This window comes from Kribbella sp. NBC_00662 (genome assembly GCF_041430295.1).
In the GTDB taxonomy this organism is placed as follows: domain Bacteria; phylum Actinomycetota; class Actinomycetes; order Propionibacteriales; family Kribbellaceae; genus Kribbella.
Genome location: NZ_CP109029.1, coordinates 348726 through 374900 on the forward strand (window position 1 = coordinate 348726; position 26175 = coordinate 374900).

A 26175-nucleotide genomic window follows, 5' to 3' on the forward strand; every position below is an offset into this window, starting at 1 on the left:
CTCATCCGTTGAGCAGCCGGACGAGTTCCGCCTTGTCCGGAAGGTTTTCCGGGCGGATGATGTCGCCGGCGCGGACGTAGTAGAAGGCGGCGGTGATCTGGCTCAGCGGGATGTTCATGAGTTCGGACCAGGCGACTCGGTAGATCGCCAACTGGAGCGGGTCGGCGGTTTCGGAGCGGGTCGTTTTCCAGTCGATGACGTCGTAGCCGCGGGAGCCGTCCTCGCGGACCACCTGGTAGACGGCGTCGATGCGGCCGCGGATGACGCGGCCGTCGAGGGCGAGGGCGAACGGGGCTTCGATCTCGTACGGCGTGGTTTCGCCGAACGGGCCGTCGCGGAACGCGTCCATCAGGTCGGTGAGGTCGGTGTCGTCGACGATGTCCTCGTCCGCGGCACCGGGCAGATCGTCCGGGTCAAGGAGGAGCTGTTGCCCGAAATAGCTCTCGACCCACGCGTGGAAGCGGGAGCCGAACCGCGCCGCCCGATTGGGTTTGCGCGGCATCGGGCGCGCCAGCTCGGCGGCCAGGCCGTCCGGGTCCTTCGCCAGTCGCATCACCTGGGTCGCGGACAGCGCGGCCGGCAGCGTCACGTCGTACGCCTTCCGGCTCCGGCTTTCTCTTGCCTCGGACAACAATCTCTCGATCTCCGAGTCCCAGCGCGCGACCGTCGCCTGCTCGTCGAGCAGCAGCGACTCCTCGGCCTCGACCGACGGACCCTCGGCCCGCGACAACTGCACGAGAGCCGCCGCATCGAGCCTGCGTTGGTACGACTCCAGGTCGTACGCCGTCGGCCACGGCGCCTGCGTCTGCTCCGCAAGCTCCGGGTTCTCCGCGGTCAGCTCCGGCTGCTCGGCCCACTCGATCACGCGGTCCCCGGCGTGCTTCTTCAGCACCGAGAGGTACGACGACGGGCCGCGCGGGCGCTTCTGCGTCGGACCCCACCAATGCCCGGTCGCCACCAGCAGCTCCTTCGCGCGCGTGAAAGCGACATACCCGAGTCGACGTTCCTCCAGCGCGTTCATGTCCTTGCACTCGTCCGCGAACGCTTTCAACCCCGCGTTCGACAGATCGTGGATGTCCGGCAGCGTCTCCGCGTCGCCGCGCAACGGCCACGGCAGCACCTTGGCGTTCGTCGTCCACTTGTCCCGGCCGCGATCCGACGGGAACACCTTCGAAACCAGCGTCGGCACGAAGACGACCGGCCACTCCAGCCCCTTCGACCGGTGCGTGGTCAGCAGCTTCACCGAGTCCGCCTCACTCGGTACGGCGAGGTCGAGACCGGCGGCGTACTCCTCCTCGGCGGCCAGGTATGCCAGCAGGCCGTCGAGCGAACCGTCCGACTCGGTCGAGACAAAGTTGCCGACGGCATCCAAGAACGCGGCGAGGTGGTCGCGCCTGCCGGCGTCGACGTGGTCAGGTGTCGCGGTCAGCTCGACGTCGAGGCCGATCGTGCTGATCACTCGCCGGACCAGATCGAGCAGCGGCTCGCTGGCATGCGCCCGCAGTTCGCGGAGCTCGCTGGAGAGTTCCTTGAAGCGAACCAGGGCTTCCGGCGCGTACTCCGCCCGGCCCGGATCGTCGACCGCTTCGGCGAGCGAGATGACCTCGGTCGAATCCATCCCGGCAACGGCCGCGTCCAGCGCGGCGACCAAGTCGTCGGCGGCTGGTCGTTCCCCCGCGTCGGCGAGAGCGCGGGCACGGTTGGCGAGCAGGGCGAGGTCGCGGTGGCCGATCCGGTACCGCGGGCCGGTGAGAATGCGCAGCATCGCGGCGTTCGCGGTGAGGTCGTTGACGGCTTGCAGGGTGGCGACGACGTCGACGACTTCGGGTAGCGCGAGGAGTCCGCCGAGGCCGACGACCTCGACCGGCACCTTCCGGGCGATCAGCGCTTCGTGGACAGCGCTGAGGTCGACGTTCGTCCGCATCAGGATGCCGATGTCCTTCCACCGGCGGTTCCGGGTCTGGTGCGCGGCGACGATCGCGTCGGCGACCCACTCGATCTCCTGCGAGCGCGTCTCGAACAGCCCGACGGTGATCGCGCCCTCCGGAGCATCCTGCGGCGCTTCCAGTGGGATGACGCCGGGGTGCTGCTCGTAGAGCTCGGCAGCGTGCTGGTTGGCGGCCGCGAGGATGCGACTCCCACAGCGGCGGTTGATGCTCAGCACGTACCGCTCGGCCGGCCGTCCGTCAGCCTGCGGGAAGTGCTCAGGGAACTCGTCGAGGTTCGCGACCGAGGCACCACGCCACCCATAGATCGCCTGACAGGGATCCCCGACCGCGGTCACCGGATGTCCCCGGCCATCGCCCGCGGCAAACAAGGCCGTCAACATCCGACGCTGCGAGACCGAGGTGTCCTGATACTCGTCCAACAGCACGACCTTGTACCGCGCTCGCTCGACCGCGGCGACCTCCGGGCACTCCTCCGCCAGCCGCGCACCGAGTGCCATCTGGTCGGCGAAGTCGACCACACCACGCTCAGCCTTATAGGCCTGGTACTCCTCGACCAACTGCAGGATCTCGCCACGCTTCAAAGCGGTCTCGGCGAGCTTCCGGACCTCCACCGTCTGCTTGCGAGCAGCCGCGACCTCTTGCCGTACGGCGTCGTCGTGGTCGCGGATGTCGTCCGCCTTCAGCAGGTGATCCGCAAGCTCGCCATCCAGCGCGAGCAGACTGTTCACCAGCGTCGGCACGTGGTGCGATGCGAACCGGATCGGCCCCGCGGAACGCCGTACGACCCGACCGGCGAGCTGAAAACGCGTCGCATCGGCAAGCACCCGGGAATCCGGCTCGAGGCCGAGTCGCAGCCCGTGCTCCGCGATCAACGTGCCGGCGAACGCGTGGTACGTCGAGACCACCGGCTCGCCCGGCTCTTCGGGCTCCCAGTTGGGGATGTTGCTCCGCAGATGCGCCGCCAGCAGCGGGTGCTGATCCTTCGGCAACGTCGATCCGAGTACGCCGGCTTTCGTCAGGTCGTCGCGGATCCGGACGTCGAGCTCGTTCGCAGCCTTCTTCGTGAACGTCAGCCCGAGCACTTCCTCCGGCTTCACCTGGCCGGTGCAGATCAGCCACACCACGCGAGCGGCCATCGCCGTCGTCTTGCCGGAACCGGCACCCGCCACGATCACGCCGGGCGCGAGCGGCGCCGTGATCGCAGCCAACTGCTGGTCGGAGAACGGGATCCCGAGAAGGTCGCACAGGTCAGCGGTGGTTCGAAGTTGGGCGGCGGCCATCAGACGATCTCCCGGCCTTCTGGCTGGATCGGGCAGAGGGCACGGGCTTCGCAGCGGTTGCAACCGTCGTTGCGTTGGGCGGTGAACTGCTCGGTGCGGATCATCGACTCGGCGTCGTCGACGGCTTCGTCGAGCCACGTGCGGCCCTCGTCGTCGGCTTCCAACGGTCCTTGGTGCTGCACCTTCGGGAAACCGCCGTTGTCGTCGTGCCGCAACTGGACCAGCTCGGCGCCACCGGCTACCGCGTCCTCGCCGAGCTTCTTCATCTGCCGCGAGTTGATCGCGCGCTGATAGATCGCCAGCTGAACATGCCGCTCCAGCGCCGGCTTGGTCGGGATCGTGCGACCGGTCTTCAGGTCGACCACCCGGACGGTCCCTTCCGGATCCTTCTCGACCCGGTCCATCCGGCCCTTCACCCGCACCGCGGGCTTCTCCTCATCCGGCAGCAGTACGTCGAACTCCACCTCGGTCCCCACCAGCGTCCGGTCGGGCCGGCCCTGGTGCCACGCGACGAACCGGCGCAGCGCCTGCTCGGCCTCGGCCCGCTCCCGGTCCGAGATCCAGGCGGACTCGAACTCGAGCTGCGTCCACACCTTGTCCAGCCATCCGTTCAGCTCGTCGACCGACGGCGGCAACGTCCCGGTCGCGACCGCATCGGCCAATGCGTGCAGCACCGAACCGAACCCCAGCGCCGACGTGCTCGGCGTCTCCCCACCGGCCCGCCGGGTCAGGAACCAGCGCAACGGACAGTCCACGATCGTGGTCAACGCACTCCCGGACAGCGGCACCGGCTGCGACGGGTCCGCGATCGGCAGCGCCGACTCCGTCCGCTCCCGCACACCCCACCAGCGCGAAGGATCCGCCGTCGGCACCAATGCGTACTCGCGGTCGTCGACAGCGTCCGCCAGCTGAGCCAATCGGTCCGCCGCCACCCGCTTCAAGGCAGGTGACGACGAAGGATCCGCGAGCACGCACCGGAGATCGGCAACCAGACCGGGCAGCGACAGCGGCCGCCGCGGCCGTCCGGCGACCAGTTTCAAAGGAATGTCCAGCTCGGCAAGGAATCGGGACGGTTGATCGCCATCGGCCTCTGGCGCCTGCACCGCGGTCACGATCAACCGCTCCCGGGCCCGGGTGATCGCGACGTAGAACAACCGTCTCTCCTCGGCCAGCAACACGCCGGCCGACAACGGATCGATCAGCCCGTCCGTCCCCAACCGGTCCGGCTCCAGCAACGACCCACGCCGCCGCAGGTCGGGCCACTGCCCCTCCTGCACCGACGCCACCACGACGAGTCGCCATTGCAGACCCTTCGACCGGTGCGCTGTCATCAGCTGTACGCCGGCCTCGCGGTACGTGCCGTCGAACCGGTTGTCCGCCGCGATGTCCAGCGACTCCAACTCCGACAGGAACGCCGACACACCCTTGAACCCGACCTGCTCCTCGGCCCGGCTCGCCGCGTCGAACAACGCACACAACGAATCCAGATCCCGGTTCGCCGTTCGGGCAATCTCGCCACCCGATCCGGCCTGCCCGCGCAACCGCCGCAACCACGGCGACTCGGACCACAGCGACCACATCACCTCGTCCGGCGCGGCACCCGCGGTCACGATGTTCCTTGCCTTCAGCAACCGCTCTCCCAGGGCCGCGAACCGCGCCTCGGCCGGCGACGCCTCTTCGTCGAGCAGCAGCGGATTCATCAACGCTTCCCGCAGCAGCTCGTCCGACGAGCGCGGCAACCGCTGACCGCCCGCGGCATCCCGATCCCGCCGTCTCAGCACCCGGGCCAGCCGCCGCAGCTGCCCCGCATCCATCGCCCCCAACGGCGACAACGCCAGCGCCCGTACGACGTCGACGGTCAGCGTCTCCGGATCGGCCACCGCCCGCAACGCGAGCAACATCGGCCGTACGGCGGGCTCACGCGACAGCGGCAACTCGTCACCCGCGACGTCCACCGGGATCCCCGCCGCGGACAGCGCACGCCGCAGCGGCGGGATAGAACGGCTGCCGGACCGCACCAGCACCGCCATCTCGTGCCACCCGACGCCGTCCTGCACATGCGCACGCCGCAGCAGATCCGCGATGTGCTCTAGCTCGGCGCCGCTGGTCGAGTAAAGGTTCGCCTCGACCTTCCCCGGGCCGAAAACACACGACGACGCGTCCGGGTTGCGGAACCGCTCGAACGTCTCCCGGTCGAGCGATCCCGGCACGCCGAGCCGGTTCACGACATTGCGCGACACGCGCTGCAGCGTCGTACCGAAGCGGCGCGTCGTCCCCAACGCGATCTGTGCAGCGTCGGAACCGTCACGGTTCCGGAACTCGTCGGCGAACCGCAGCAGACCGCGGACGTCGGCTCCGCGGAAGGTGTAGATCGATTGGTCCGGATCACCGACGACGACCAGGTCCCGGCCGTCACCGGCGATCGCCTGCAACAGCTTGGTCTGACCGGGATCGGTGTCCTGGTACTCGTCGACGAACACGGCCTTGAACTCGGCTCGCAACTTGGCCTGCACCGACGGCTGCTGCGCGAGGATCACCGCGCGGTGGATGAGCTCGGAGTAGTCCAGCACCTGCTCGGCATCGAGGACCTGCAGATACTCCTCGAAGAAGTCGCCGACCGCCACCCACTCTGCCCGCTCCGCCGAACGGCCGATCTCCGAAAGGTCCTCCGGGTCGAGGCCGAGCTGCCGCGCCTTGCCGATGACGGCCTGCACCTCGTCGGTGAAACCGCGCGTCTTCAACGCCGGATGCAGACTGCCGGGCCAGTGCACCGCACCGACCTCACGGCTGCCTGACAACGCCTCGCTCAACCGCAACGACTGCTCCGGCCCGGACGGCAGTCGCAGCGGCACGTCGAACGCGTCGGCCGGAGTGAACCGGCGAAGCAACGCGTAGCAGAAAGCATGGAACGTCATCGACGGCATCACCCGCGTCGTCCGCCCGAGCCGGCCGGTGATGCGATCCCGGAGCTCGGTCGCCGCCTTCCGCCCGAAGGTCAGCACGAGCACCTCGTCCGGGCTCAGGCCGCGATTGCGGACCCGGTCGACGACGGCCTCCACCAACGTCGTCGTCTTCCCGGTCCCGGGGCCGGCGAGCACCAGCAAGGGCCCGCCGGGGTGATCCACGACCGCCTGCTGATCAGCATCCAGGACAGGCGCCTCCGCGCTGCGCCGCTCGGCCCGGACCAGTCGATACCGGGACCCCTGTCTGTTGACCATCGCCCCATCTCAACAGACCCCACCGACAATCTGCGACGAGCCACCCCGCGCCCCGGCCCGATAGCCGGAAACCGGACAGGACGTCGTAGCCGCGCGATAACTTTCCGCACCCGGAACGCATCGAGTACCTCGGAAGCGACACCAACTATGAGGAGCACCGAATGAGGACGATGCGACGCACGGCCGCCCTCCTGGGGGCGGCTGTTCTGCTGGCAGGTCTCGGGACCGCCACTGCCTCCGCGGCGAAGACATCGAACCCGAAGATCCAGTCGATCTGTTCACTGGACCTCGGCTCGATCACCGCGGACGGCCACTATGTCGACCAGGTTCTGTCCGCCGCCAGCCCGCCAGTTGCGAGCGAACGCCGGGTCGGTCCGAAGATCGCCGAGCCGGGTGAGACCCGGGCCAGCGCGACCTGGGAGTTCAAGCCCGAGCCCGAGGGTGGCAGCTCCGACAGCGGGTACGCGCTGTACGGCGACACGCTCTACAGCACGGTCATCAACAACGTGCCGGACGGACCGTGGTGGGGCCGCGGGCTGGCGATGGACGATATGAGCGCGTACACCTCGATCGCGCGGGCGGCGTACCCGAAGGGCGACTCGCCGACCCGGCAGTACTTCTACGCGATGCGCAACGACGGCACGCTGGTGCGGTGGAAGCGTGACGCCGAAGGGTTCCACCCGCTCGGGACGTACGCCGGGTTCTCGGCCGTGAAGACGATGACGCTGATCAGCACGACGGCGACGTACGACACCTTCCTGGCCACCACCAAGGCCGGCGCGCTGTACACGATCCACATCCCGGCCACGTCGCCGTTGACACCGGTCGTGAAGGTCGTCCGCTCGTCGACCTGGCAGGGCTTCGAGGCGATCGTCGCGGAGAAGTGCGGCACGCAGTCCAGGCTGCTCGCCGCGATCGACACCGACACCGGCTCGGCGTACCTGTATGCCGTTGGTCACGCCAACGGTACATCGACCGTCATCCAGAGCCTGGGCAAGGTCCCGGGCACCTACAACGACCCGATCTACTTCCTGCGCACCTCGCAGGCGGGCACGCCGCTGAACGGCGAGTAGGGGTCAGGGCAGACATGCCCTACTGCAGTGGATCCCAACGGGCGTCGCGAAGGTTCACGCGCCCGTTGGTGATCCGCACCCCGTCCGACCGCAGGCGGTGCAGCTGCTCGTCGCCGACCTCGTCGGCCGGTACGCCGGACGCGCGGATCACCCGCCACCACGGCACGCTCGCGCCGTACTCGCGCATGATCGCGCCGACCTGACGCGGCCCGCCCTGTCCGACGTACTCCGCGATGTCGCCGTACGTCGCGACGCTGCCCTCCGGGATCGACTCGACGGCCCGCAGCACGGCCTCGACGTACTCCTCCCTGTCCACGGGGGTCAATCTAAGCGAGCGGTGCCAACGCCTTCGCGAGTGGCTCCAGGACGGACGGCGGCGCGTCCAGCGGCAGGTTCATGATCACCAGGTCGACGCCGGCCTCGCCGTACGCCGCTGCCTCGGCGACCGCCTTGTCGAGCGGGCCGTCCGGGTCAACGCGGACGTTCACCGAGCAGGTGATCTCGTCGACGTCGCGGCCGACCTCCTCGCAGCGCTGGACCAGGACGTCCTTGAGCGGCTTCCACTCCTCCGGGTTCGGGACGATCACGTTCCACTGCTGCGCCCACCGGGCGACCGCGCGGAGCGTCCGCTTCGGGCCCTTGCCGCCGATGGTGATCGGCGGGTGCGGGGTCTGCACCGGCTTCGGGTTGCAGTACGCCTCGGTGAGCTTGATGTACTTGCCGTCGAAGTTCGCGACCTTCTCGGTGAGCAGCGCGATCATCGCCTGCGTCCCCTCGTCGAAGCGGTCGAAGCGCTCCTTCAACGGATACAGGTCGATGCCGTACGCCGCGGTCTCCATCTCGTTCCAGCCGGCGCCGATGCCGAGCTCGAGGCGGCCGTTGCTGATGATGTCCGTGGTCGCCGCCATGTTCGCCAGGACGGCGGGGTGCCGGTAGATCATCCCGGTCACCTGGCAGCCGAGGCGGATCCGCGACGTCGCCTGCGCCAGCGCGGCGAGCGTCGTCCAGGCCTCGAGGTTCGGCCCCTGCATGTCACCGCTCAGCGGGTAGAAATGATCCCAGTGCCAGGCGGACTCGAAGATCTCGAACTGGTCCGCCGCGACCCACACGTCCCGCATCTGCTGCCAGGTGGTGTGTTCCGGCCTGGTCTTGATCGCGAACCGCATCCCGCGCCTCCCTAAAGGGGAACCGTTTCCCGGGGGCGACATTACCAACTAGCCGACGCACAGACCGGTGATCGGGCGGCTCTGTTGGAGGACCGTCACCACCGTGAAGACCTCGGACACGACGGCGGCGATCGCAGTCCAGAACAGGATCAGCACGATCGTCTGCCGGCTACGGCCGAACCAGTGCAGCAGCAGATACAGCGCCACTGCACCCACGGCGACGCCGGTGAAGCTGAGCACGAAGGCACTCGTCGGCAGCGGCAGCGTGCCGTCACAGGCAGCATGCCGACGACGGGACAACTCGGCCTCCGCGTTGGCGCTGGTCAGCGACAACAGCACGCCGACCACGATCAGCCCGAACACCACCCCCTGGTGCCGGCCCTCCGGACGAGCCCCCTCCCCCATGGAAGGCTCTTAGTCGAGACCGAGGCGCGCGCGAACCTCGGGGCGCCGCAACGGCGGGACGGTCTGCGGCGGGGTCCGGCGGGCCGGCATCTCCTCCAGCAGTTGTTCGGTGATCCGCGCGACCTCGGTGGCCGCGCGCTCGATCGGGCCGCGTGTGGTCGCGCTGAGCGAGCCGACGCCCGTCACCTTTCGCACGTACTGCAGCGCCGCCGCGTAGATCTCGTCAGAGGTCGCAGACGGCTCGAGTCCCCGGAGCACGGTGATGTTTCTGCACATATGTCGACAGTACGTGGCCGGTGGGACAAGAGGCTCGAAATCTACGAGGTATTGACTTCCCTAACGGTCTTAGGTTTTCCTCATGACATGAGCACCACTGCGCCGGACCGCCGTACCCGCCGTCGTCAGGAGACGATCGGAGAGATCCTCGACGTCGCCATCGAGCTGATGGAGGTCGAGGGTGTGGCCGCACTGAGCCTGTCCGCGGTGGCCCGCCGGCTGGGCATGCAGCCGCCGTCGCTGTACCAGTACTTCCCGTCGAAGATGGCGATCTACGACGCGCTGTTCCAGCGCGGGGCGGAGTTGTTCCTGGCCGCGCAGCGGGAGGCGATCGCGGCCGCCACGACCGACGACGTCGTCGAGCTGCACCTGATCGGCACCACGGCGTACGCGCGCTGGAGCATGCAGAACCCGGTCTACTCGCAGCTCATGTTCTGGCGGACGATCCCCGGGTTCGAGCCGAGCCCGGAGGCGTACGCGCCGGCCCAGGAGGCGCTGGGTGTTCTGCGGGAAGGGCTGCAGGCGGCAGTGGACGCCGGCCGGCTGCATCCGGACGCTGCGAGCGAGGAGGGTCTCGCAGTGTTCACGTCGGTCACGGCCGGAGTGCTGTCGCAACAGATGGCGAACGAGCCGGACGCGACGTTCGAGACGGGGCGGTTCACGCGGCTCTTCCCCGTCGTACTGGAGATGTTCTACGAGCACTACGCACCGAGCAGGGGGAAGAAATGACTGCAGTACTGGCGGAGAAGATCGGGCGGGCCGACCGGGTGCGATGCCGGGGCCATCGGGACGCCGAGCTCCGGGCGTGGCACGAGTTGCTCGCGTCGATCGAAGGGGACGAGTGGCAGCGCCGTACGGTCTGCGACGCGTGGGACGTCGCGGACATCGCCGGCCACCTGATCGGGCAGGCCGAGGACGTACTCCGGCTGTGGTCGTTCCCGCTGCGGGACGTCAAGGCGAAGCGGCGGTACCCGGACGCCGTACTCCTCGACGCGCACATGATGGTCCAGGCCGACGACCACCGCGGTACGCCGCCGGCCGAGCTGCGGGTGTTGTTCGACCGGCGCTGGGCGAAGGCGACCCGGCGCATCAGCAGCAACCCGGAGCTGATGCGGCGGATGACGATCAAGCTCGAAGGCATCCCCGGGTTCGAGCGGCTCGGCCTCGGCTACATCCAGGACATCCTGCTGGCGCGGGACCTGTGGATGCACCGCGACGACGTCTGCCAGGCACTCGGCCGGCCGTTCGACGCCGGCCCGTACGCCGACGAGATGGTCGCGCAGGTGATGTACGACGTGATCGACGGGCCGTTCTGGGGAGATCGGCCGGCGGTCGAGGTGGAACTCACCGGGCCGGGAGGTGGGACCTATCAACTCGGGAGGGGTGAGCCGGTAGGTCGCGCCGCGGTGGACGCCGTCGCCTACATGCGGACGCTGTCCGGACGCGACGACGCCCCGGCGGTCACGGGTGACCCCGTGGCCGCCGAGGCGGTCGCGTCCTGCCGGATGCCGTTCTAGTAGGACGGTTGGCTTGGGTCGATCTGGTCGACCCAGGCCACCACACCGCCGCCGACGTGCACCGCATCGGAGAAGCCTGCGCCCTTGGCGATGGCGAGGACCTCGGCCGAGCGGACGCCCGACTTGCAGTGGAAGACCAACTGCTTGTCCTGCGGCAGCTTCTCCAGCGCGACGCCGGTCTGGAAGTCGGCCTTCGGGATCAGCACCGAGCCCGGGATCCGGTTGATCTCGTACTCGTTCGGCTCGCGGACGTCGATCAGTACGAAGTCCTTCTCGCCGTTGTCCTTGAGCTTGATCCACTCGCTCAGCTGCTTCACCGAGATCGTCGAGCCGACGGCCGCGTCGGCCGCCTCCTCGGTGATCGCGCCGCAGAAGTCCTCGTAGTCGATCAGCTCGGTGACGGTCGGGTTCTCACCGCAGATCGCGCAGTTCGGGTCCTTGCGGACCTTCAGCGAACGCCAGTTGAGGTCGAGCGCCTCGTAGATGTTCAGCCGGCCGAGCGACGGGTCGCCGATACCGGTGAGCAGCTTGATCGCCTCGGTCACCTGGGCCGCGCCGACGGACGCGCAGAGCACGCCGAGCACGCCACCTTCGGCGCAGGACGGGACCATGCCCGGTGGCGGCGGCTCCGGGTAGAGGCAGCGGTAGCACGGGCCGTGCTCGGCCCAGAACACGCTGACCTGGCCGTCGAAGCGGAAGATCGAGCCCCAGACGTACGGCTTGCCGAGCAGCACCGCGGCGTCGTTCACCAGGTAGCGGGTGGCGAAGTTGTCGGTGCCGTCGACGATCAGGTCGTACTGCTCGAAGATCTCGAACACGTTGTCGTTGTCCAGCCGGGTCTCGTGCAGGACGACGTTCGTGTACGGGTTGGCCTCGAGAATGGACTCCTTGGCCGACTGGGCCTTGGACTTGCCCACGTCGGACTGGCCGTGGATGATCTGGCGCTGCAGATTGGACTCGTCGACGGTGTCGAACTCGACGATGCCGAGGGTGCCGACACCGGCTGCGGCCAGGTAGAGCAGGGCAGGGCTGCCGAGGCCGCCGGCGCCGATGACCAGCACCTTCGCGTTCTTTAGCCGCTTCTGCCCGGCCATCCCGACCTCGGGGATGATCAGGTGCCGCGAATATCGCCGCACCTCGTCGATCGTGAGCTCGTCGGCCGGTTCGACCAGCGGTGGCAGTGACGACACGTTGTCGGCTCCTCAGTAAGACGTCGGACGGGATCTGAAGGTTTTCAACCATCTCTCCCATCCCCATGTTCCCGCACTTGCCAAGCCACCCCTGGCGGAGTCCACATCCCGGGCCTGTCGTCTCAGAAACGAGACGTGCCGGGCGCCCCCAGGGAGCCCGGCACGTCGGTGGTACTAGTCGTTGTCGATGATCGTCCCTGTGAGGGTCATCGGGACCTTCAGCGCGGCGCCGTCGACCTGCTGGATGACCGCACCGAACGTTTCCGCCGGTTCCTCGAGCTTGTCGTCCAAGATCTTCACGGACAGCTCGCCGGTCGTCTGCCCCGGCTCGACGTACCCGTCGATGGAGCGGTCGACCGGGCCGGTGCCGTCGTCGTTGGCGGACGTGTAGTCCTTGCGGATCACCGCCGTACCGTCCTCGAGCACTCCGGTGAACGACACGTACTTGTCGCTCGGAGCGGACAGTTTGACGCCGAAGTTGACCAGCCCGGTCTTCTCGGTCGTCTTCAGGTTGGTGAGGGTCAGCGTCGGCGTCGGGTCGTCGTCCAGCACCAGACCGTGGCCGAAGGACTCGTTCAGCAGCCCGTCGTGCGGAGCGGACAGCACCAGACTGAACGGCAGGTCGTAGCTGTCCCGCGTGTTCCCGGTGATCGGCACACTGACCTTCTGCCGTACCTGTCCCGGCTTGAACACCAACTGCCGTCCAACATCGCCGACGCTCTCACCGAGCTCGCCGTTCGTCTCGACGTACACGCTGACCGGCCGGATGCTCGGACGCGACATGGTCACCCAGAAGTCGACCGAGTGCGTGCCCTTGTCTCCCTCCTTGACAGTGACATTCGACGCGGACAGCTTCGGCAGCAGGACCGCAGGGGCCGACAGCCCGAGCCCTGGCGACGAGAACGACAGATCGCTCACGTACGCCGACCCGCTGGCCACCCTGTCCGTACGCAGCTCCACTGCCCGCACATCTCGCAGATCCACGCCCTTCAGCGACGCCACTGGGATGCGTACAGTCCGGAGCAGGTTCTTCGGCAGCCCGCTGTCGTTGCTGCCCGGCATCCGCACCAGCGCGTCACTGACCGCAGATACCGGTACGACGGCCGCACGCCCGTGCCCGTCGACCACGCGGACGCTCAGGTCGGTCTTGGGCGCACCAGCCGGGTCCGGTGCCGCGCGGAACGTGAGCGCGGCAAAGCGGCGTACGTCGCGCTGTCCTGCCGGCACGTTGACGCGCACTACCCCGTTCGTCCCGGTCCACTTGAGCTTGGTGACCGCAGTGGTCGGCGTCTTGGCAGCGAACCAGGCAGCACCCCAGTGCGGTGCGTTGGACCAGTCATCCGTCGCCATGCACGTCGGTGTCGCCGCGCGGAGGCCAGTGGTGGTCACGCCGGCACAGACCGTCGCAGTCACCTTCCCGGTCACCGCTCCGGCCGGCAGCGCCTTGTCGAAGTGGTTCAGGTCCCGCCGCGACCCCAGCGGAGCCTGCGACACCACCCGTACGACGGCCTTGCCCGCGGACGCGGCCCGCGAGTCCGACCCGTCGAACTGTGGCAGGAACTGCTTCTCGTGCCCCAGCTGCAACCGGAAGAAGCCGGCGACGTACGCCGTACCGACTGCCTGCTGCTCTTTCGCCGTCAACCGGCCGGGGTACTTCGCACCGCACGGCGAGGCCTTCTCGTCGCCGTACCAGTCGTCGTTCGACGGCGCGACGGACTGACCCGGCGTCCACTCGGTGTTGAAGAAGTTGTGGTTGGCGCCCATGACCGTGACCGTCGAGCGCGGTGCGGTGTCGCCGCCGACGGAGTACCGCGTGTCGTCGTAGAACTTCTGCCCCTGCAGGTCGGACACGTCGCCGTCGCAGTACGGCAGTACGACGCTCATCGCCACACCGGGAACGGTTGCGCGAGCGAAGTCGGTCGGCGCGAGTGGCAGGACCGCACGGATCCCGTACTGACCGCCGCGGTCCGCGTTGAGGACCGCAGCACGCGCGACGCCCTCACCGCCTCGTGAGTGGCCCATCAGGCCCACGTTCTGCAGGTCGATCTTGCCGACGAACCTGTTGCCGAACGGCCCGCCGCCGATCGTCGACCACTTCCGCCACAAGGCCAGGTGGTCGAGGATCAGCTCGGCGCGTGCCTGCGCGCCCGCGTCGTACGCGTCGCTGTCCCAGGCGTTGATGGCGTTGGCGCTGATCGACACGACCTGGTAGCCGTTGCTGGCCAGCGCGGTCGCTGGTCCGTCGTACCCGCGGTAGCTCGGGATCGCCTTCATCCCGGCCGGACACGGCCACGGCTTGTCGCTGTCGGACGGGTGGGTCGGCTCGCCGTAGCAGACCTCGTGCCGGCCGTGCAGGAAGACGACCAGCGGCCGCGGTCCGATCGCACCATGCGGTGAGTACACCTTCCCCAGCAGCTCGGAGCGGTGCTTGAGCCCGGGGAGATAGACGGCCTCGTTGCCGAGGTCGTACTCCGCTGTGTCGACCTTGTACTTGCCCGGCGCACCGGGGTCCGCCGGCAGCAGCGGCCCGCGCCGCGCCTTCAGCCAGTCGGCATCGGTCGGGCCGGCCGCGGCGATGCCCCGGCTCATTCCGGACTGCTTCCCCAGGTCGCCGGACCAGACCAGGCGTACGTCGTGGGCGTTCAACACAGCCGGGTCGGCGCTGACCAGGGTCAGCGACTTGCGGTCCGGCGACTGCTTGGCGACACCCAACGGTTTGCCGTCGACCGCCAGCAGCGGAAGCGATGCGCGCATCGGCGCGGGCGTGTCCAGACGAAGTGTCAACTGGTAGCCGCCGCTCACCGCTCGCACGTCCCATTGGTTGCCTTGAGCAACCGATGGTGGCGGTGCGGCGGTTGCGGCGGTGGTGGCGGTGAGTGTCCCCACACCGAGCAGTGCGACCATCCCCAGCGACAGACTTCGGGCGGTTCTGCCGATCACTCGCACAGTGGTCCTCTCGTTTCGATGGACAAGTCATCTGTAGTACTTGTCGGGCGAGAGGAAAGTTGACCGGATCCGCCGCTCAGTCGTGTCTCAGTCGGACGTCGGATTCGACTCGATCAACTGCCGGAAAGCGCGAGCCACCTCTTCCGGATGCTCCATCTGGGCGACGTGTCCGGAGTGCGGCAGATAGAGCAGCCGCGCGTTCGGGAACGTGCGCTGGGCCTTGGTGCGGATCCTGGCGTCGACCAGCCGGTCTCTGCCTCCATAGATCAACTGCACCGGGCACTCCACCTTGGCAGCGTCCGCCCACAGCGACCGGCGCGGTCTGGCCAGCGACGAGCGCAGAATGCTCCGTGCGCCGTCCAGCGTCGCCTGCTTGCCCCACGGGTCGGTGTCGCGCCGGTGCAACTCCGCCTCGTACGCCGCCCGCACCTCCGGCGCCAGCGACCGTGGATCGCCGAACACCATCGCCAGCGAGGCCTGGAACCGCCGCTCGAACGGCAAGCGCGCCGACCGCTCGAGTACGGCGGGACCGAGCCGGGGCGTCGCCAGCGCGGTGAACCACAACGCGCTCGCCGACACGCGTGGATGCGGCAGCGCCGGCGAGATCAGCGTCAGCGAGGCCACCAGGTCGGGACGCAGTGCGGCCAGCGCGACCGACGACGCGCCGCCCATCGAGTTCCCGAACACGTGCACCGGCTGGTCGAACTCCCGCTCCAGCAGCTCGACCAGTACCGCGGCCTGCTCGGATATCCCGATCACGCCGGAGATCGGCGTACGGCCGAAACCGGGCAGGTCGGGGGCGATGCCGCGGATCGTGTCGTTGAGCATCAGACCCAGCGCGGTCCAGTTCAGTGACGACCCGCCGAGGCCATGGACGAACAGGGCGGGCGGGAGATCCCGCGCAGCACCGGGTAGGTCTCTGACCAGCAGATCCACCCCTGCAACCGGCACCCGCCGCTCCGGCCACTGATTCAGCTCCAGGGGTACGGCGTCCCCGGTTACTGGTCCGTAACTCTCCACGACACCCATGTTAAGCAGGGTCCCCAGACCCCGCTTAAGACGGCTGCGAGGTGGAGACTGGGACGCATGGCGGGTGCGCAGCAGCAGCTGACGACCGAGGTGGATGGGCAGACCATGAAGCTCACCAACCTCGGCAAGGTGCTGTATCCACAGACCGGGTTCACCAAGGCCGAAGTGATCGACTACTACCACCAGGTGGCCGAGCTCCTGCTCCCCCACCTGAGCGATCGGCCTCTGACCCGCAAGCGGTGGCCCGACGGCACCGAAGCGTCGTACTTCTTCGAGAAGAACGCACCCCGCGGTACGCCGGCGTGGGTGCGCACGGAGGTCCTGCCGACGCCCGGTAGCTCGACCGGTCGCGACGAGGCCGAGTTCGTGGTGTGCGACGACGTACAGACCGTGGTGTGGCTGGCGAACCTGGCCGCGCTCGAGCTGCATGTGCCGCAGTGGCGGATCGGTCTGTCCGACGGCGGCAAGGACCCGCAGGCCGATCTGATCGTGTTCGACCTCGACCCGGGGCCGGGGGCGACGATTGTCGAGTGCTGCGACGTGGCACTGGCACTGCGGGAGCTGCTCAGCCATTTCGGGCTGGAGGGCTGGCCGAAGACCTCCGGGAACAAGGGCATGCACCTGTACGTGCCGATCGAGCCGGCGTCGTCCCGGAAGACCAGTGCGTTCGCCAAACAGCTGGCGGAGCAACTGGCGGAGGCCCTGCCGGAGAACGTGACCGCCAACATGACCAAGGCGCTCCGGCCGAACAAGGTGTTCATCGACTGGAGTCAGAACGCCAGCGCGAAGACCACGCTGGCGCCGTACTCGCTCCGCGGCTCCGACGAGCCACGGGTCTCCACACCGATCGACTGGGACGAGGTGGCGTCGGCCACGTCACCGGAGGACCTCCGGTTCCTCCCGCACGACGTACTGGCCCGGATCGAGGAGTACGGCGACGTACTCGAGGGCCTGTACGACGATCCGCAGCCGCTACCGACCTGAGCAAGGAGTCGACATGTCAGACACCGACTTCGAGGGCCCGGACTACGACCCGGCCTTCGACGCGGAGCACGACACCGAGCAGGACCCTCTCCAGGAGACCGCCGAGGCGGACCTGCCGGCCGACGCCAACCCGGCGGACGTGGAGGAACAGCGCCGCGAGGTGGGTGACGACGAGGAAGACGACTACCGCTGACGCCGCCACACACCGGACTGTGCCGGTCTGGTTCGGCGGGGAAGCTACTGGCGAGGAGGACTGCTGGGTAGGATTCGGTGAACACCACCCGAAGGAGCGCCACCGTGTCGACGACCCCGGAGACAGCACCCAAACGCGGGAGCCGCCTGCCCCGGCTTGCTCGACGCGCGCAACTTCTCGAGGCGGCCCAGGAGGTGTTCGTCGCGAACGGCTACCACGCCGCCGCGATGGACGACATCGCCGACCGCGCCGGCGTCTCCAAGCCGGTCCTCTACCAGCACTTCCCGGGCAAGCTGGAGCTGTATCTGGCGCTCCTGGACACGTCCTGTGACGCGATCGTCGCCTCGGTGCAGGACGCGCTGAAGTCGACCGAGGACAACAAGCTTCGGGTCGCGGCGACCATGCACGCGTTCTACGACTACGTGGCGAACGCGCAGGGCGCCTTCCGGCTGGTGTTCGAGTCCGACCTGACCAACGAGCCGGCCGTGCGTGAGCGCGTCGACCGCGTCACCCAGGCGTGCGCGGAGGCGGTGTCCGAGGTGATCAGCGCCGACGCCGGCCTGAGCCGTGAGCAGTCGATGGTGCTGGCGGTCAGCCTGGTCGGCATGGCGCAGGTCAGCGCGCGGTACTGGCTCGGCGAGGGCAACCCGTCGATCCCGCAGGAGCACGCCGCCGACCTGGTCGCGTCGCTGGCCTGGCGCGGCATCCGGGGCTTCCCCCGGACCGACAGCTGAGGTTCTGCCGCTGACATTCTGCTTTGGGCGGACGGGTGAGAGCTCGGCAGCGGCAGCGGATAGGCTCGAAAGCGTTACCGGCGAGAGCCGCCGGTCGGAACGTGCCCGGAGGGTTTCGTGGAGGTCAAGATCGGCGTCCAGCACGCCAATCGCGAATTGGTGCTGGAGAGCGAGCAGAGCCCGGAAGAGGTCCAGGAACTGGTGGCTGAGGCCCTCGCCGGCAAGACCGGTCTGCTGCAGCTGACCGACGAGAAGGGCCGCCGGGTGCTGATCCCGGCCGACCGGCTGGCGTACGTCGAGATCGGCGAGGTGTCGACCCGCAAGGTCGGGTTCGGCGCGATCTGATCCCGGTCCGGACACAGTAGAGCGTGTCCAGGTTGCGGGGAGCGGTCGAGAGGGCACGATGGCGGTAAGACCTGCGTCGTGATTGGTCTGGTTGTCACGGGGCACCAGGTGCGCAGGTCCGCCATCCCTCACAAGGAGGAACCGTGTACTGGGTCTGGATGATCATCGTCAGTCTCATCGCGGGCATCATCTTCGGGCCGCTGGCCCGGCTGGTGCTCCCCGGCAAGCAGAACATCAGCCTCGGCTGGACCATCCTCGGCGGCGGAATCGGCGCCTTCATCGGTGGTCTGATCGCCTACTTCCTCGGCGTCAAGGACACCTCGGGCCCGGACTGGATCCAGTACCTGATCCAGGTCATCTGCGCCGCGATCGTCATCGCGATCATCTCGTCGCGCAACAGCAAGGCCAAAACCGCCTAACCCAGGCACCACCAAACGGCCGCCACCCCACCAGGGGCAGGCGGCCGTTGCCATCCCCAGCCCCCCAAGCCCCCAGCCCCCCAGCCCCCAGCCGGCGCACCTCCGGATCACACGGACGGATAACCCCTTGAGTTGCCGGTTCTCCCCCCTTCACACGGACGGACAACCGGCAAGTCGAGTGGTTATCCGTCCGTGTGATCCGGGGGTCAGGCTTGGAGGCCGAGGGCGGTCATCCGGGCCGTGTGGGCCTCGGTGAGGCGGGTGAACATTCGGCCGATGGCGGCCAGGTCGAGGCCGGGGCGGTCGACGCTGCCGGCCAGCAGTGCGGTCAGGGAGTCGCGGTCGGCGGCGATGCGCTGGGCCTGGCTGAGGGCCTCGCCGACCAGCCGGCGGCCCCAGAGGGCGAGGCGGCCGCCCAGCTTCGGGTCCTCCTCGATGGCGGCGCGGACGCGGTCGACGACGAACTCGGCCTGGCCGGAGTCGCCGAAGACGTCCAGCACCAGGGCCCGGGTCTCCGCGTCGACGAACGAGGAGATCTCCCGGTAGAAGTCGTTCGCGAGGCCGTCCCCGACGTACGCCTTGACCAGACCCTCGAGCCAGTCCGACGGCGCGGTGTGGTCGTGGAACGCGTCCAGCGGGGTGACGAACGGGCTCATCGCGTCCATCGGGTCCACGCCGAGCTCCACCAGCCGGTCCCGGAGCCGCTGGAAGTGGCCGAACTCGGTGGTCGCCAGCGCCGCCAGCTCCGCCTTGTCGTTCAGCGTCGGCGCCAGCTTGGCGTCCTCCGCCATCCGTTCGAACGCGGTCAGCTCGCCGTACGCGAGCACTCCCAGCAGATCCACCGCCGCGGCCCGGTAGGCGGGATCATCAAAGGCCGTCTGCTCCATGCCCGGCACCCTATCGGGCCGGGGGCGAGGGCAAAGGACAAAAGAGCAAAAGACGGGGAGGAGGGGAAGATGCCCGGCACCCCATCTGTCCGGCGTTCTAGTGGCGCAAACCACACGAAGCGGCGTTGACAGGTTGAGCGGTTACACTGGTGAGCGATTCGCCGGTGACGCGCCCAGATGGGCAAGCTGGTGCGAGGTGCTTGCACAGTGTCCCCGCGCCTCACGTAACAAGGCGCCCGGCCCCTGAGCAATCTGTCCGCACAAGCATGTGAGAGGCGATCAGCCTGACCACCTTCCGAGAGCTCGGCGTGCTGCCCGAGATCTGCGACGCGCTCGATCGCGTCAACATCGTGGAGCCGTTTCCGATCCAGGAAATGACACTCCCTGTGGCCCTGATGGGCACCGACCTGATCGGCCAGGCCCGGACCGGGACCGGCAAGACGCTCGGCTTCGGGATTCCGTTGCTGCAGCGCACCATCTCCCCCGGCGAGGCCGACTACGAGGAGCTCGCCGCTCCCGGCAAGCCGCAGGCGCTGGTCGTCACCCCGACCCGCGAGCTGACCATCCAGGTCGCCAAGGACCTGACCACCGCGTCCACCGTGCGTACGGTGCGCGTGCTGACCATCTACGGCGGCGTCGCGTACGAGCCGCAGCTGGACGCGCTGAAGAACGGCGTCGACGTCGTCGTCGGTACGCCGGGACGCCTGCTCGACCTGGCGAACCGGGGCGTCCTCGACCTCGGCCACATCAAGGTGCTCGTCCTCGACGAGGCCGACGAGATGCTCGACCTAGGCTTCCTTCCCGACGTCGAACGCATTCTGCGCAAGACTCCCGAGCTGCGGCAGACGATGTTGTTCTCGGCAACGATGCCGTCGGCTGTCATCGGGCTGGCGCGGACGCACATGCGGCACCCGCTGAACATCCGGGCCGAGTCGCACGAGGACACCCAGATGGTGCCGACCACGGCACAGTTCGTCTACCGGGCGCACGATCTGGACAAGCCCGAGGTGGTGGCGCGGATCCTGCAGGCCGAGGACCGCGGCCGGGTGATGATCTTCTGCCGGACCAAGCGCGAGGCCTCCCGGCTCACCGACGACCTGCAGGACCGCGGGTTCAAGGCGGCCGCGATCCACGGCGACCTGAACCAGCAGGCGCGCGAGCGGGCGCTGACCCGGTTCCGCGGCGACAAGATCGACGTCCTGGTCTGCACCGACGTCGCGGCCCGCGGGATCGATGTCGAGGGCGTCACGCACGTCATCAACAACACCTGCCCCGAGGACGAGAAGACCTACATCCACCGGATCGGGCGGACCGGGCGCGCGGGGGCGAGCGGTATCGCCGTCACCTTCGTCGACTGGCCGGACCTGACCCGGTGGAAGGTGATCAACAAGGCGCTCGACCTGCCGTACGACGAGCCGCAGGAGATCTACTCCACCTCGCCGGAGCTCTACCACGACCTCGGCATCCCGTCGGACGCCAAGGGCCGGATCCGCGCACCGCAGGCTCGCGAGTCGCGTGAGTCGCGTGAGGACGCACCGCGGGGCCGTCGCGGCGGTACTTCGGAGCGGTCGGAGGGCCGTTCCGAGGGGCGCTCCGAGAACAGTTCCGAGGGCCGGTCCGAGGGTCGGTCGGACGGCGACGGCGCGCGGTCGGGGCGGAAGCGCAACCGGACGCGTAAGCGCACCCGGGCCGGCCAGCCGGTCGAGGAGCTCGCCGACGTCACCACGAAGACCGACGTCCCGCCCGCCACCGAGGCGGTGCAGGACGAGGACCGCAAGCCCCGGAAGCGCACCCGCACCCGGAAGTCGGCGGAACCGCAGACGACCGAGGCACCGGCCGTCGACGCATCGGCCGTCGAGGCCGAGGCGCGGGCAGTCGAGCCGGCCGCTGAGGCGACCGCCGCCGAGGTGGCGGAGAAGCCGGCCAAGCGGACGCGCACACGGAAGACCGCCGCCAAGGCGACGGCACCGGCCGAGGTGAGCGCAGACGAGCCGGCTGCCGAGGCCGCAGACCCGGCTGCCGACGCGGGCGAGAAGCCGGTCAAGCGGACACGCACACGGAAGACGGCCGCCAAGGCGACCGCGCCGGCCGAGGTGAGCGCGGACGAGCCGACAGCCGAGGTGCAGACCGCAGACGCGACCGAGGCGGGCGAGAAGCCGGTGAAGCGGACGCGGACTCGTAAGGCTGCGGCTGCGAAGGCCGAGCCCGTGGACGAGGCGGCTGAGAAGCCGGTCAAGCGGGCTCGGAAGGCTGCTGAGAAGAAGACCGCCGCACCGGCGACGACGCCGATCTTCAGCGCGCCGGAGTGACCGTTTCCGAACGGTGATCTGAAGCTGCAACACCCAGCCCCGCCTGGGCCGTCCTAGGGCGGTAACCACGAGAGAGGGGCTGGGTGATGGGGCGGATCAGAGCGGTAACAGCCGTGCTGGCCACAGCGGGGATCATGCTGCTGTCCGGCTGTGGGGCAAGCAACGACGACACCAGCGGTACGAGCGAGGCCGCGCCCGTGCAGAAGCAGGGCTCGGAGGCGGCCGACGGCAACGCCAAGGCACAACCCCCGGCGCAACCACAGGCCGGGAAGTCCCAGGCGAGCGGGAACGACGACCCGACGATCACCCGGGCGATCATCAAGACCGGTTCGCTGACCGTCGAGGGCGACGACGTCTCGGACATGCGGCAGAAGGCGGTCCTCGCGATCGCCGGCCTGGACGGCCAGGTCTCGTCCGAGGACACCGGCAGCGACCCCGACGGCAAGGTCACCAGGGCGAACCTCGTCCTGAAGGTCCCGACCAAGTCGTTCGAGACCGCGATCCAGCGGCTCTCCGACCTGGGCAAACGTCTGCAGATCCACCAGGAGTCCACCGACGTCACCGAGCAGGTCGTCGACGTCGCCAGCCGGATCGAGTCCCAGCGCGCCAGCCTGGACCGGATGCGGGCGCTGATGACCAAGGCGAACACGATCGCCGAGATCGTCTCGGTCGAGAGCGAGCTCACTCGTCGCGAGTCCGACCTGGAAGCGCTCCTGGCGAAGCAGAAGAACCTCTCCCTGCAGACCGATCTCGCGACGCTCACGCTGACTCTGACCGAGAAGGGCAAGCCGCCGGTGGAGACGGAACCCGCACAGGACAAGGGTTTCCTGGCCGGTCTCAAGGGCGGTTGGCACGCGTTCACCGCGGTGTTCTCCGCGCTGGCGACCGCGGTCGGCGCGATGCTGCCGTTCCTCGTGCTGCTGGCGATCATCGCCGTACCGCTGTGGCGATTCCGGCACCGGCTGCTGCGGAAGCAGCCGACCGCCGGTCAGTGAAGCAGTGCGCCGGCCAACGCCCGGTAGGCCTTCGCACCGGGCGAGGCCGGCGCCGTACTGAGCACGGTCTCGCCGATCGCCGGCGCCTCCGCGAACCGGATCGACTTCGGGATTGCCGGCTGCAGTACGTCGAGCGAGTACGTGTCCGCGATCGTCTCCAGCACGGCGCGGGCGTGGGTCGTGCGTCCGTCGTACAGCGTCGGGAGGACGCCGAGCACGCGCAGGCCGGGGTTGGTCAGCCGCCGTACGTCGTGCACCGTGTCAAGTAGTTGCCCTACGCCACGATGTGCCAGAGTCTCGCACTGCAAGGGGATGAGGACGTCGGATGCTGCGGACAGCGCGTTCACGGTGAGCAGACCGAGCGTCGGCGGGCAGTCCACGATGATCCAGTCGTACGACGAGCGCAGCGGCCGCAGCGCGGTCCGCAGTACCTGCTCCGGACCGCTCTCGCGGGCCAGCTGCACCTCGGCGTTCGCCAGCTCGATGGTGGCCGGCACCAGGTCCGGCGCGTCGTCGAACTCGACCAGCACGTCCCGCGCCTTCACGCCGCCGAGCAACACGTGGTGGATCGACTTGTCCAGGTCCTCGGGGTCGATACCGACCGAGAACGTCAGGCAGGCCTGCGGGTCCAGGTCGACGAGCAGCACCCGTTGGCCGAGCTCGCCCAGGGCTGCGCCGAGCGTGGCGACAGTGGTCGTCTTGGCCACGCCGCCCTTCTGATTGGCAACCGCGAGAGTGCGAGGCACCCGGCCATTGTGCCGCACCGTTGAACTGCCTGATACAGCGGAGCAGTTACCCTCTTTACTTGTGAGTACGCCGCGTACGCTGACGCTCCCGCACGGGGTGCACCCCGTGACCCTCGAGACCGACCGTGGCTCGTTCGCCACGCTGACCGCGGTGCCCGAGATCGGTACACCGCTCGGCACCGTCCTGCTCGTTCCCGGGTGGACGGGCAGCAAAGAGGACTTCACTCCCCTGGTGGACCACCTGTGCCGCTACGGGTGGCGGACCGTGGCGGTCGACCAGCGTGGTCAGTACGAGACGACCGGTCCGGCGGACAAGTCGGCGTACTCACTGGCTGAGCTCGGCGCGGACGTGGTGGCGATGAGCAAGGCGCTCGGTGGGTTCAGCCAGCTGGTCGGGCACTCGTTCGGTGGACTGGTGGCGCGTGAGGCCGTGCTGACCGACCCGTCGGTGTTCTCGACGATCACGCTGATGTGCTCGGGGCCGGGTGCGTTCACCGACGAGCAGACGCTGCAGAGCCTGCAGATGCTCGCGTTCGGGCTGGAGAACCTGCCGATCGAGCAGGTGTACGACCTGAAGCTCGGGCACGACCGCGAGACCCCGGGGTACGTCGCCCCGCCGGAGGACGTCGCCGCCTTCCTCCGGACGCGGTTCACCAGCAACGTGCCGCTCAGCCTCGCCGAGATCACCCGCCGGCTGACGGACGCCGAGGACAAGACGGAGCAGCTCGCCAAGTCCGGCGTACGCGTGCAGGTGATGCACGGCGAGACGGATGACGGCTGGCCGATCCCCGTGCAGCACGCGATGGCCGCAGCGCTGGGCGTCGAGGCAGAGGTCGTCCCCGACGCCGGTCACTCACCGGCCATCGACCAGCCGGCGGCGACCGCCCGCCTGCTCGTCGACTTCTTCCACGACTACCCGAGCCTGACCACGCAGGCCGATTAGCTGACCGGCCGGACGTCTGAGTGGACGTCGAGCAGGTCCAGGCCGACCGGCGCTAGCGCGGCCTTCACCTGCTCGGTGTAGACGAGCAGCGAGATCGGTGCGGGGCCGCCCATCATGCCGGCGCCGCCGCTCTGGTACACGCCGAGATCCTTCTTGGTGACGATCTGGTCCAGGGCTTCTCGGACCCGGTCGCTGTCGGCCTCACTCATCAGGACAGAAGTCACGCAGAGGTTGCCGCTGTAGACCTTCTCGAAGGCTGCGCGGACCGCGGCAACATCCCCGTGCGCCACGCCGAGCATCATCACGACCGGTGCGTTGCGGGACCTCCCGTTCGGGTAGAAGGTGATCGGGCCGTATACCTGACCGGCGTTGGCGGCGAGGAACGCCCGCACCGGGGCGGAGTAGATGTTGCTCGGCTTCGACGGCCAGCCACCGGGCGGCGCCGCACAGGGAAGCTTCGGTTCAGCTGTCGGCGGCGGCGTGATCTCGCGCGACTGCTGCTGTACGTCGATCGATCGATCACCCCAGAGACCGGTGACGGTCGCGCCTCCGGTGCGAACACCCTTGATCGTCTTCAGACCTGGGACCTGGTCCAGGTCAAGGCCGTTCAGCTTGACCGCGAACTCGTCGGGGCAGCTCGGCGCCGGTTCCTTGCCGGGCGGGTAGCCGATCGCCGTCTCCGCGAGCGGCGCGCAGAAGACCGGGGTCTTGCCGGGGACGGCGATGATCCGGCCGCTGACCTGGACCTTGTCGCCGGGTTCGACCAGCAGCTCGTCGTTCGGCTGGTGGTTGCCCTGGGCAAACGGTTGCGGGCTGCCGACCGCGGCGGTGGGGTCCTTGGCCGGGCTGGGCAGCACGATGAGTACGCCGGCCGCGATGACCGCGACACTTGCGGCCGCGAGCGCGGGGACCCAGCGGCGGCGGGGTCTGCGGCCACCGGTCAGCATGTACTCCAGGTCGGGCTCCGGCGGCGTCTCCTGCTCGGCCCGCCACCGAGCGCCTGCCCGCGTCAGCAGGTCGTCGATCTCGTCGGTCGGCTTCATTCTGTGACCTCCAGCAAGGTGCGGAGCCGGGAGCGGGCGTCCGAGAGGGTCGACTTGACGGTGCCTTCGGAGCAGCCCATGACTGCGGCCGTGTCGGCGATCGACAGGTCAGCGAAGTAGTAACAGTCCACGGCGAGCCGCTGACGGTCGGACAGCGTCATGATCGCCTGGTCGACATCCATCAGGGCGTCGAGATCCGGACGGGACACCGGTGCGGCGTCGGGCGCGTCGATCAACGACAGGTGCGAGCCGCGCATCCGGCGTACCGCTTTGCGCGCCTGGTCGGCCGTGATCGCGAGCAGCCAGGCCGACGGGGTGCCGCGGCTCACGTCGTACTGCGACCGCTTGGCCCACGCCCGCGCCAGCGCCTCCTGGACGATGTCGTCCCGATCCGCCCCCACCGCCAGCCGCGCCGCCAACCGAGCCATCGCACCCAGATGCGGCCGCACCCACTCCGCGAACCCGGGCCCGTCCCCAGGCGGCACCGTAACCCCAGCCACCGGCTCACCCGTCATCGTCGGCATACCT

At 68.8% G+C, this 26175-nt stretch carries 24 protein-coding genes; 11 read left to right on the forward strand and 13 right to left on the reverse strand.

Translation table 11 applies throughout. From position 1 onward, the window contains the following. Position 1: 1 nt before the first annotated feature. Together OHA10_RS01685 and OHA10_RS01690 are read right to left on the reverse strand one after the other, a co-directional pair. Positions 2-3229 carry a UvrD-helicase domain-containing protein gene (locus OHA10_RS01685; protein WP_371404385.1) on the reverse strand — a complete coding sequence of 1076 codons (3228 nt, stop codon included), beginning with the start codon at positions 3227-3229 and terminating at the stop codon, positions 2-4. Next, positions 3229-6447, reverse strand: a complete 3219-nt coding sequence (locus OHA10_RS01690) for an ATP-dependent helicase (RefSeq protein WP_371404386.1) — start codon at positions 6445-6447, stop codon at positions 3229-3231. The genes OHA10_RS01685 and OHA10_RS01690 overlap by 1 nt, the downstream gene beginning before the upstream one ends. Before the next feature lie 161 nt (positions 6448-6608). Between OHA10_RS01690 and OHA10_RS01695 the strand changes: the two genes are divergently transcribed. Next, positions 6609-7520 (forward strand): hypothetical protein, encoded by a 912-nt coding sequence (locus OHA10_RS01695; RefSeq protein WP_371404387.1) that lies wholly within the window; start codon positions 6609-6611, stop codon positions 7518-7520. Positions 7521-7539: 19 nt separating this feature from the next. Here the strand turns inward: OHA10_RS01695 and OHA10_RS01700 are convergent, their stop codons facing one another. The 4 genes from OHA10_RS01700 to OHA10_RS01715 are packed head-to-tail and all read right to left on the reverse strand — an operon-like array spanning position 7540 to position 9367. Next, entirely contained in the window at positions 7540-7836 is a 297-nt protein-coding gene (locus OHA10_RS01700) for an MGMT family protein (protein WP_371404388.1), read from the reverse strand. A 10-nt stretch (positions 7837-7846) separates the two neighbouring features. After that, positions 7847-8686 carry an LLM class F420-dependent oxidoreductase gene (locus OHA10_RS01705; protein ID WP_371404389.1) on the reverse strand — a complete coding sequence of 280 codons (840 nt, stop codon included), beginning with the start codon at positions 8684-8686 and terminating at the stop codon, positions 7847-7849. A gap of 48 nt (positions 8687-8734) precedes the next feature. Further along, the gene (locus OHA10_RS01710; protein ID WP_371404390.1) at positions 8735-9091 is read right to left on the reverse strand and encodes a hypothetical protein; all 357 of its coding nucleotides are present in this window, start codon (positions 9089-9091) and stop codon (positions 8735-8737) included. Positions 9092-9100: 9 nt separating this feature from the next. Then, positions 9101-9367, reverse strand: a complete 267-nt coding sequence (locus tag OHA10_RS01715; protein WP_371404391.1) for a DUF2277 domain-containing protein — start codon at positions 9365-9367, stop codon at positions 9101-9103. A gap of 87 nt (positions 9368-9454) precedes the next feature. Between OHA10_RS01715 and OHA10_RS01720 the strand changes: the two genes are divergently transcribed. Both OHA10_RS01720 and OHA10_RS01725 read left to right on the forward strand, forming a co-directional pair. Continuing rightward, positions 9455-10096 (forward strand): TetR/AcrR family transcriptional regulator, encoded by a 642-nt coding sequence (locus OHA10_RS01720; protein ID WP_371404392.1) that lies wholly within the window; start codon positions 9455-9457, stop codon positions 10094-10096. Next, positions 10093-10884 carry a maleylpyruvate isomerase family mycothiol-dependent enzyme gene (locus tag OHA10_RS01725; RefSeq protein WP_371404393.1) on the forward strand — a complete coding sequence of 264 codons (792 nt, stop codon included), beginning with the start codon at positions 10093-10095 and terminating at the stop codon, positions 10882-10884. Before OHA10_RS01720 ends, OHA10_RS01725 begins: the two co-directional genes overlap by 4 nt. Here the strand turns inward: OHA10_RS01725 and moeZ are convergent. The 3 genes from moeZ to OHA10_RS01740 form a co-directional block, all read right to left on the reverse strand. Continuing rightward, entirely contained in the window at positions 10881-12074 is a 1194-nt protein-coding gene (gene moeZ / locus OHA10_RS01730) for an adenylyltransferase/sulfurtransferase MoeZ (protein ID WP_371404394.1), read from the reverse strand. The two genes, OHA10_RS01725 and moeZ, sit on opposite strands and share 4 nt — an antisense overlap. Positions 12075-12248: 174 nt before the next feature. After that, positions 12249-15014, reverse strand: a complete 2766-nt coding sequence (locus OHA10_RS01735; protein WP_371404395.1) for a Calx-beta domain-containing protein — start codon at positions 15012-15014, stop codon at positions 12249-12251. 93 nt (positions 15015-15107) lie between these two features. Beyond that, positions 15108-16040: an alpha/beta fold hydrolase gene (locus OHA10_RS01740; protein ID WP_371404396.1), complete on the reverse strand. Its 933-nt coding sequence runs from the start codon at positions 16038-16040 to the stop codon at positions 15108-15110. A 66-nt stretch (positions 16041-16106) separates the two neighbouring features. Between OHA10_RS01740 and ligD the strand changes: the two genes are divergently transcribed. The 5 genes from ligD (at position 16107) to OHA10_RS01765 (ending at position 18724) form a co-directional block, all read left to right on the forward strand. Further along, positions 16107-17033: a non-homologous end-joining DNA ligase gene (ligD, locus tag OHA10_RS01745; RefSeq protein WP_371404397.1), complete on the forward strand. Its 927-nt coding sequence runs from the start codon at positions 16107-16109 to the stop codon at positions 17031-17033. Positions 17034-17046: 13 nt separating this feature from the next. Then, positions 17047-17226 carry a hypothetical protein gene (locus OHA10_RS01750; RefSeq protein WP_371404398.1) on the forward strand — a complete coding sequence of 60 codons (180 nt, stop codon included), beginning with the start codon at positions 17047-17049 and terminating at the stop codon, positions 17224-17226. A gap of 104 nt (positions 17227-17330) precedes the next feature. After that, on the forward strand, positions 17331-17960 hold the full coding sequence (locus OHA10_RS01755; RefSeq protein WP_134108667.1) for a TetR/AcrR family transcriptional regulator: 630 nt from the start codon (positions 17331-17333) through the stop codon (positions 17958-17960). A gap of 117 nt (positions 17961-18077) precedes the next feature. Continuing rightward, complete coding sequence (locus tag OHA10_RS01760) at positions 18078-18305, forward strand: DUF3107 domain-containing protein (protein WP_130439935.1); 228 nt, start codon at positions 18078-18080, stop codon at positions 18303-18305. A gap of 143 nt (positions 18306-18448) precedes the next feature. Continuing rightward, on the forward strand, positions 18449-18724 hold the full coding sequence (locus OHA10_RS01765) for a GlsB/YeaQ/YmgE family stress response membrane protein (RefSeq protein ID WP_371404399.1): 276 nt from the start codon (positions 18449-18451) through the stop codon (positions 18722-18724). Between the two features lie 206 nt (positions 18725-18930). On the opposite strand, the gene OHA10_RS01770 is transcribed toward OHA10_RS01765, so the two are convergent. Then, positions 18931-19611 carry a ferritin-like fold-containing protein gene (locus OHA10_RS01770; RefSeq protein WP_137258219.1) on the reverse strand — a complete coding sequence of 227 codons (681 nt, stop codon included), beginning with the start codon at positions 19609-19611 and terminating at the stop codon, positions 18931-18933. A gap of 374 nt (positions 19612-19985) precedes the next feature. Here OHA10_RS01770 and OHA10_RS01775 point away from each other — a divergent pair, with 374 nt between their 5' ends. Both OHA10_RS01775 and OHA10_RS01780 read left to right on the forward strand, forming a co-directional pair. Next, positions 19986-21920, forward strand: a complete 1935-nt coding sequence (locus tag OHA10_RS01775) for a DEAD/DEAH box helicase (protein WP_371404400.1) — start codon at positions 19986-19988, stop codon at positions 21918-21920. An 86-nt stretch (positions 21921-22006) separates the two neighbouring features. Beyond that, positions 22007-22915 carry a DUF4349 domain-containing protein gene (locus OHA10_RS01780; RefSeq protein ID WP_371404401.1) on the forward strand — a complete coding sequence of 303 codons (909 nt, stop codon included), beginning with the start codon at positions 22007-22009 and terminating at the stop codon, positions 22913-22915. Here the strand turns inward: OHA10_RS01780 and OHA10_RS01785 are convergent. After that, positions 22909-23661 (reverse strand): ParA family protein, encoded by a 753-nt coding sequence (locus tag OHA10_RS01785; RefSeq protein WP_371404402.1) that lies wholly within the window; start codon positions 23659-23661, stop codon positions 22909-22911. The two genes, OHA10_RS01780 and OHA10_RS01785, sit on opposite strands and share 7 nt — an antisense overlap. Positions 23662-23722: 61 nt before the next feature. On the opposite strand from OHA10_RS01785, the gene OHA10_RS01790 reads away from it, so the two are divergent. Further along, positions 23723-24604, forward strand: coding sequence for an alpha/beta fold hydrolase (locus OHA10_RS01790; RefSeq protein WP_371404403.1), 882 nt, complete (start codon positions 23723-23725; stop codon positions 24602-24604). Here the strand turns inward: OHA10_RS01790 and OHA10_RS01795 are convergent. Together OHA10_RS01795 and OHA10_RS01800 are read right to left on the reverse strand one after the other, a co-directional pair. Continuing rightward, entirely contained in the window at positions 24601-25647 is a 1047-nt protein-coding gene (locus OHA10_RS01795; protein ID WP_371404404.1) for a hypothetical protein, read from the reverse strand. The genes OHA10_RS01790 and OHA10_RS01795 overlap by 4 nt on opposite strands. After that, positions 25644-26171: an RNA polymerase sigma factor gene (locus OHA10_RS01800; RefSeq protein ID WP_371404405.1), complete on the reverse strand. Its 528-nt coding sequence runs from the start codon at positions 26169-26171 to the stop codon at positions 25644-25646. Before OHA10_RS01800 ends, OHA10_RS01795 begins: the two co-directional genes overlap by 4 nt. Between the last annotated feature and the right edge of the window lie 4 nt (positions 26172-26175).

What these genes read in the sequence shown, in the direction of transcription:
- OHA10_RS01685 (WP_371404385.1), bottom strand. Translation starts at nt 3,229, where the DNA reads ATGGCCGCCGCCCAACTTCGAACCACCGCTGACCTGTGCGACCTTCTC.
- OHA10_RS01690 (WP_371404386.1), bottom strand. Translation starts at nt 6,447, where the DNA reads ATGGTCAACAGACAGGGGTCCCGGTATCGACTGGTCCGGGCCGAGCGG.
- OHA10_RS01695 (WP_371404387.1), top strand. Translation starts at nt 6,609, where the DNA reads ATGAGGACGATGCGACGCACGGCCGCCCTCCTGGGGGCGGCTGTTCTG.
- OHA10_RS01705 (WP_371404389.1), bottom strand. Translation starts at nt 8,686, where the DNA reads ATGCGGTTCGCGATCAAGACCAGGCCGGAACACACCACCTGGCAGCAG.
- OHA10_RS01710 (WP_371404390.1), bottom strand. Translation starts at nt 9,091, where the DNA reads ATGGGGGAGGGGGCTCGTCCGGAGGGCCGGCACCAGGGGGTGGTGTTC.
- OHA10_RS01715 (WP_371404391.1), bottom strand. Translation starts at nt 9,367, where the DNA reads ATGTGCAGAAACATCACCGTGCTCCGGGGACTCGAGCCGTCTGCGACC.
- OHA10_RS01720 (WP_371404392.1), top strand. Translation starts at nt 9,455, where the DNA reads ATGAGCACCACTGCGCCGGACCGCCGTACCCGCCGTCGTCAGGAGACG.
- OHA10_RS01725 (WP_371404393.1), top strand. Translation starts at nt 10,093, where the DNA reads ATGACTGCAGTACTGGCGGAGAAGATCGGGCGGGCCGACCGGGTGCGA.
- ligD (WP_371404397.1), top strand. Translation starts at nt 16,107, where the DNA reads ATGGCGGGTGCGCAGCAGCAGCTGACGACCGAGGTGGATGGGCAGACC.
- OHA10_RS01750 (WP_371404398.1), top strand. Translation starts at nt 17,047, where the DNA reads ATGTCAGACACCGACTTCGAGGGCCCGGACTACGACCCGGCCTTCGAC.
- OHA10_RS01770 (WP_137258219.1), bottom strand. Translation starts at nt 19,611, where the DNA reads ATGGAGCAGACGGCCTTTGATGATCCCGCCTACCGGGCCGCGGCGGTG.
- OHA10_RS01775 (WP_371404400.1), top strand. Translation starts at nt 19,986, where the DNA reads ATGACACTCCCTGTGGCCCTGATGGGCACCGACCTGATCGGCCAGGCC.
- OHA10_RS01780 (WP_371404401.1), top strand. Translation starts at nt 22,007, where the DNA reads ATGGGGCGGATCAGAGCGGTAACAGCCGTGCTGGCCACAGCGGGGATC.
- OHA10_RS01795 (WP_371404404.1), bottom strand. Translation starts at nt 25,647, where the DNA reads ATGAAGCCGACCGACGAGATCGACGACCTGCTGACGCGGGCAGGCGCT.
- OHA10_RS01800 (WP_371404405.1), bottom strand. Translation starts at nt 26,171, where the DNA reads ATGCCGACGATGACGGGTGAGCCGGTGGCTGGGGTTACGGTGCCGCCT.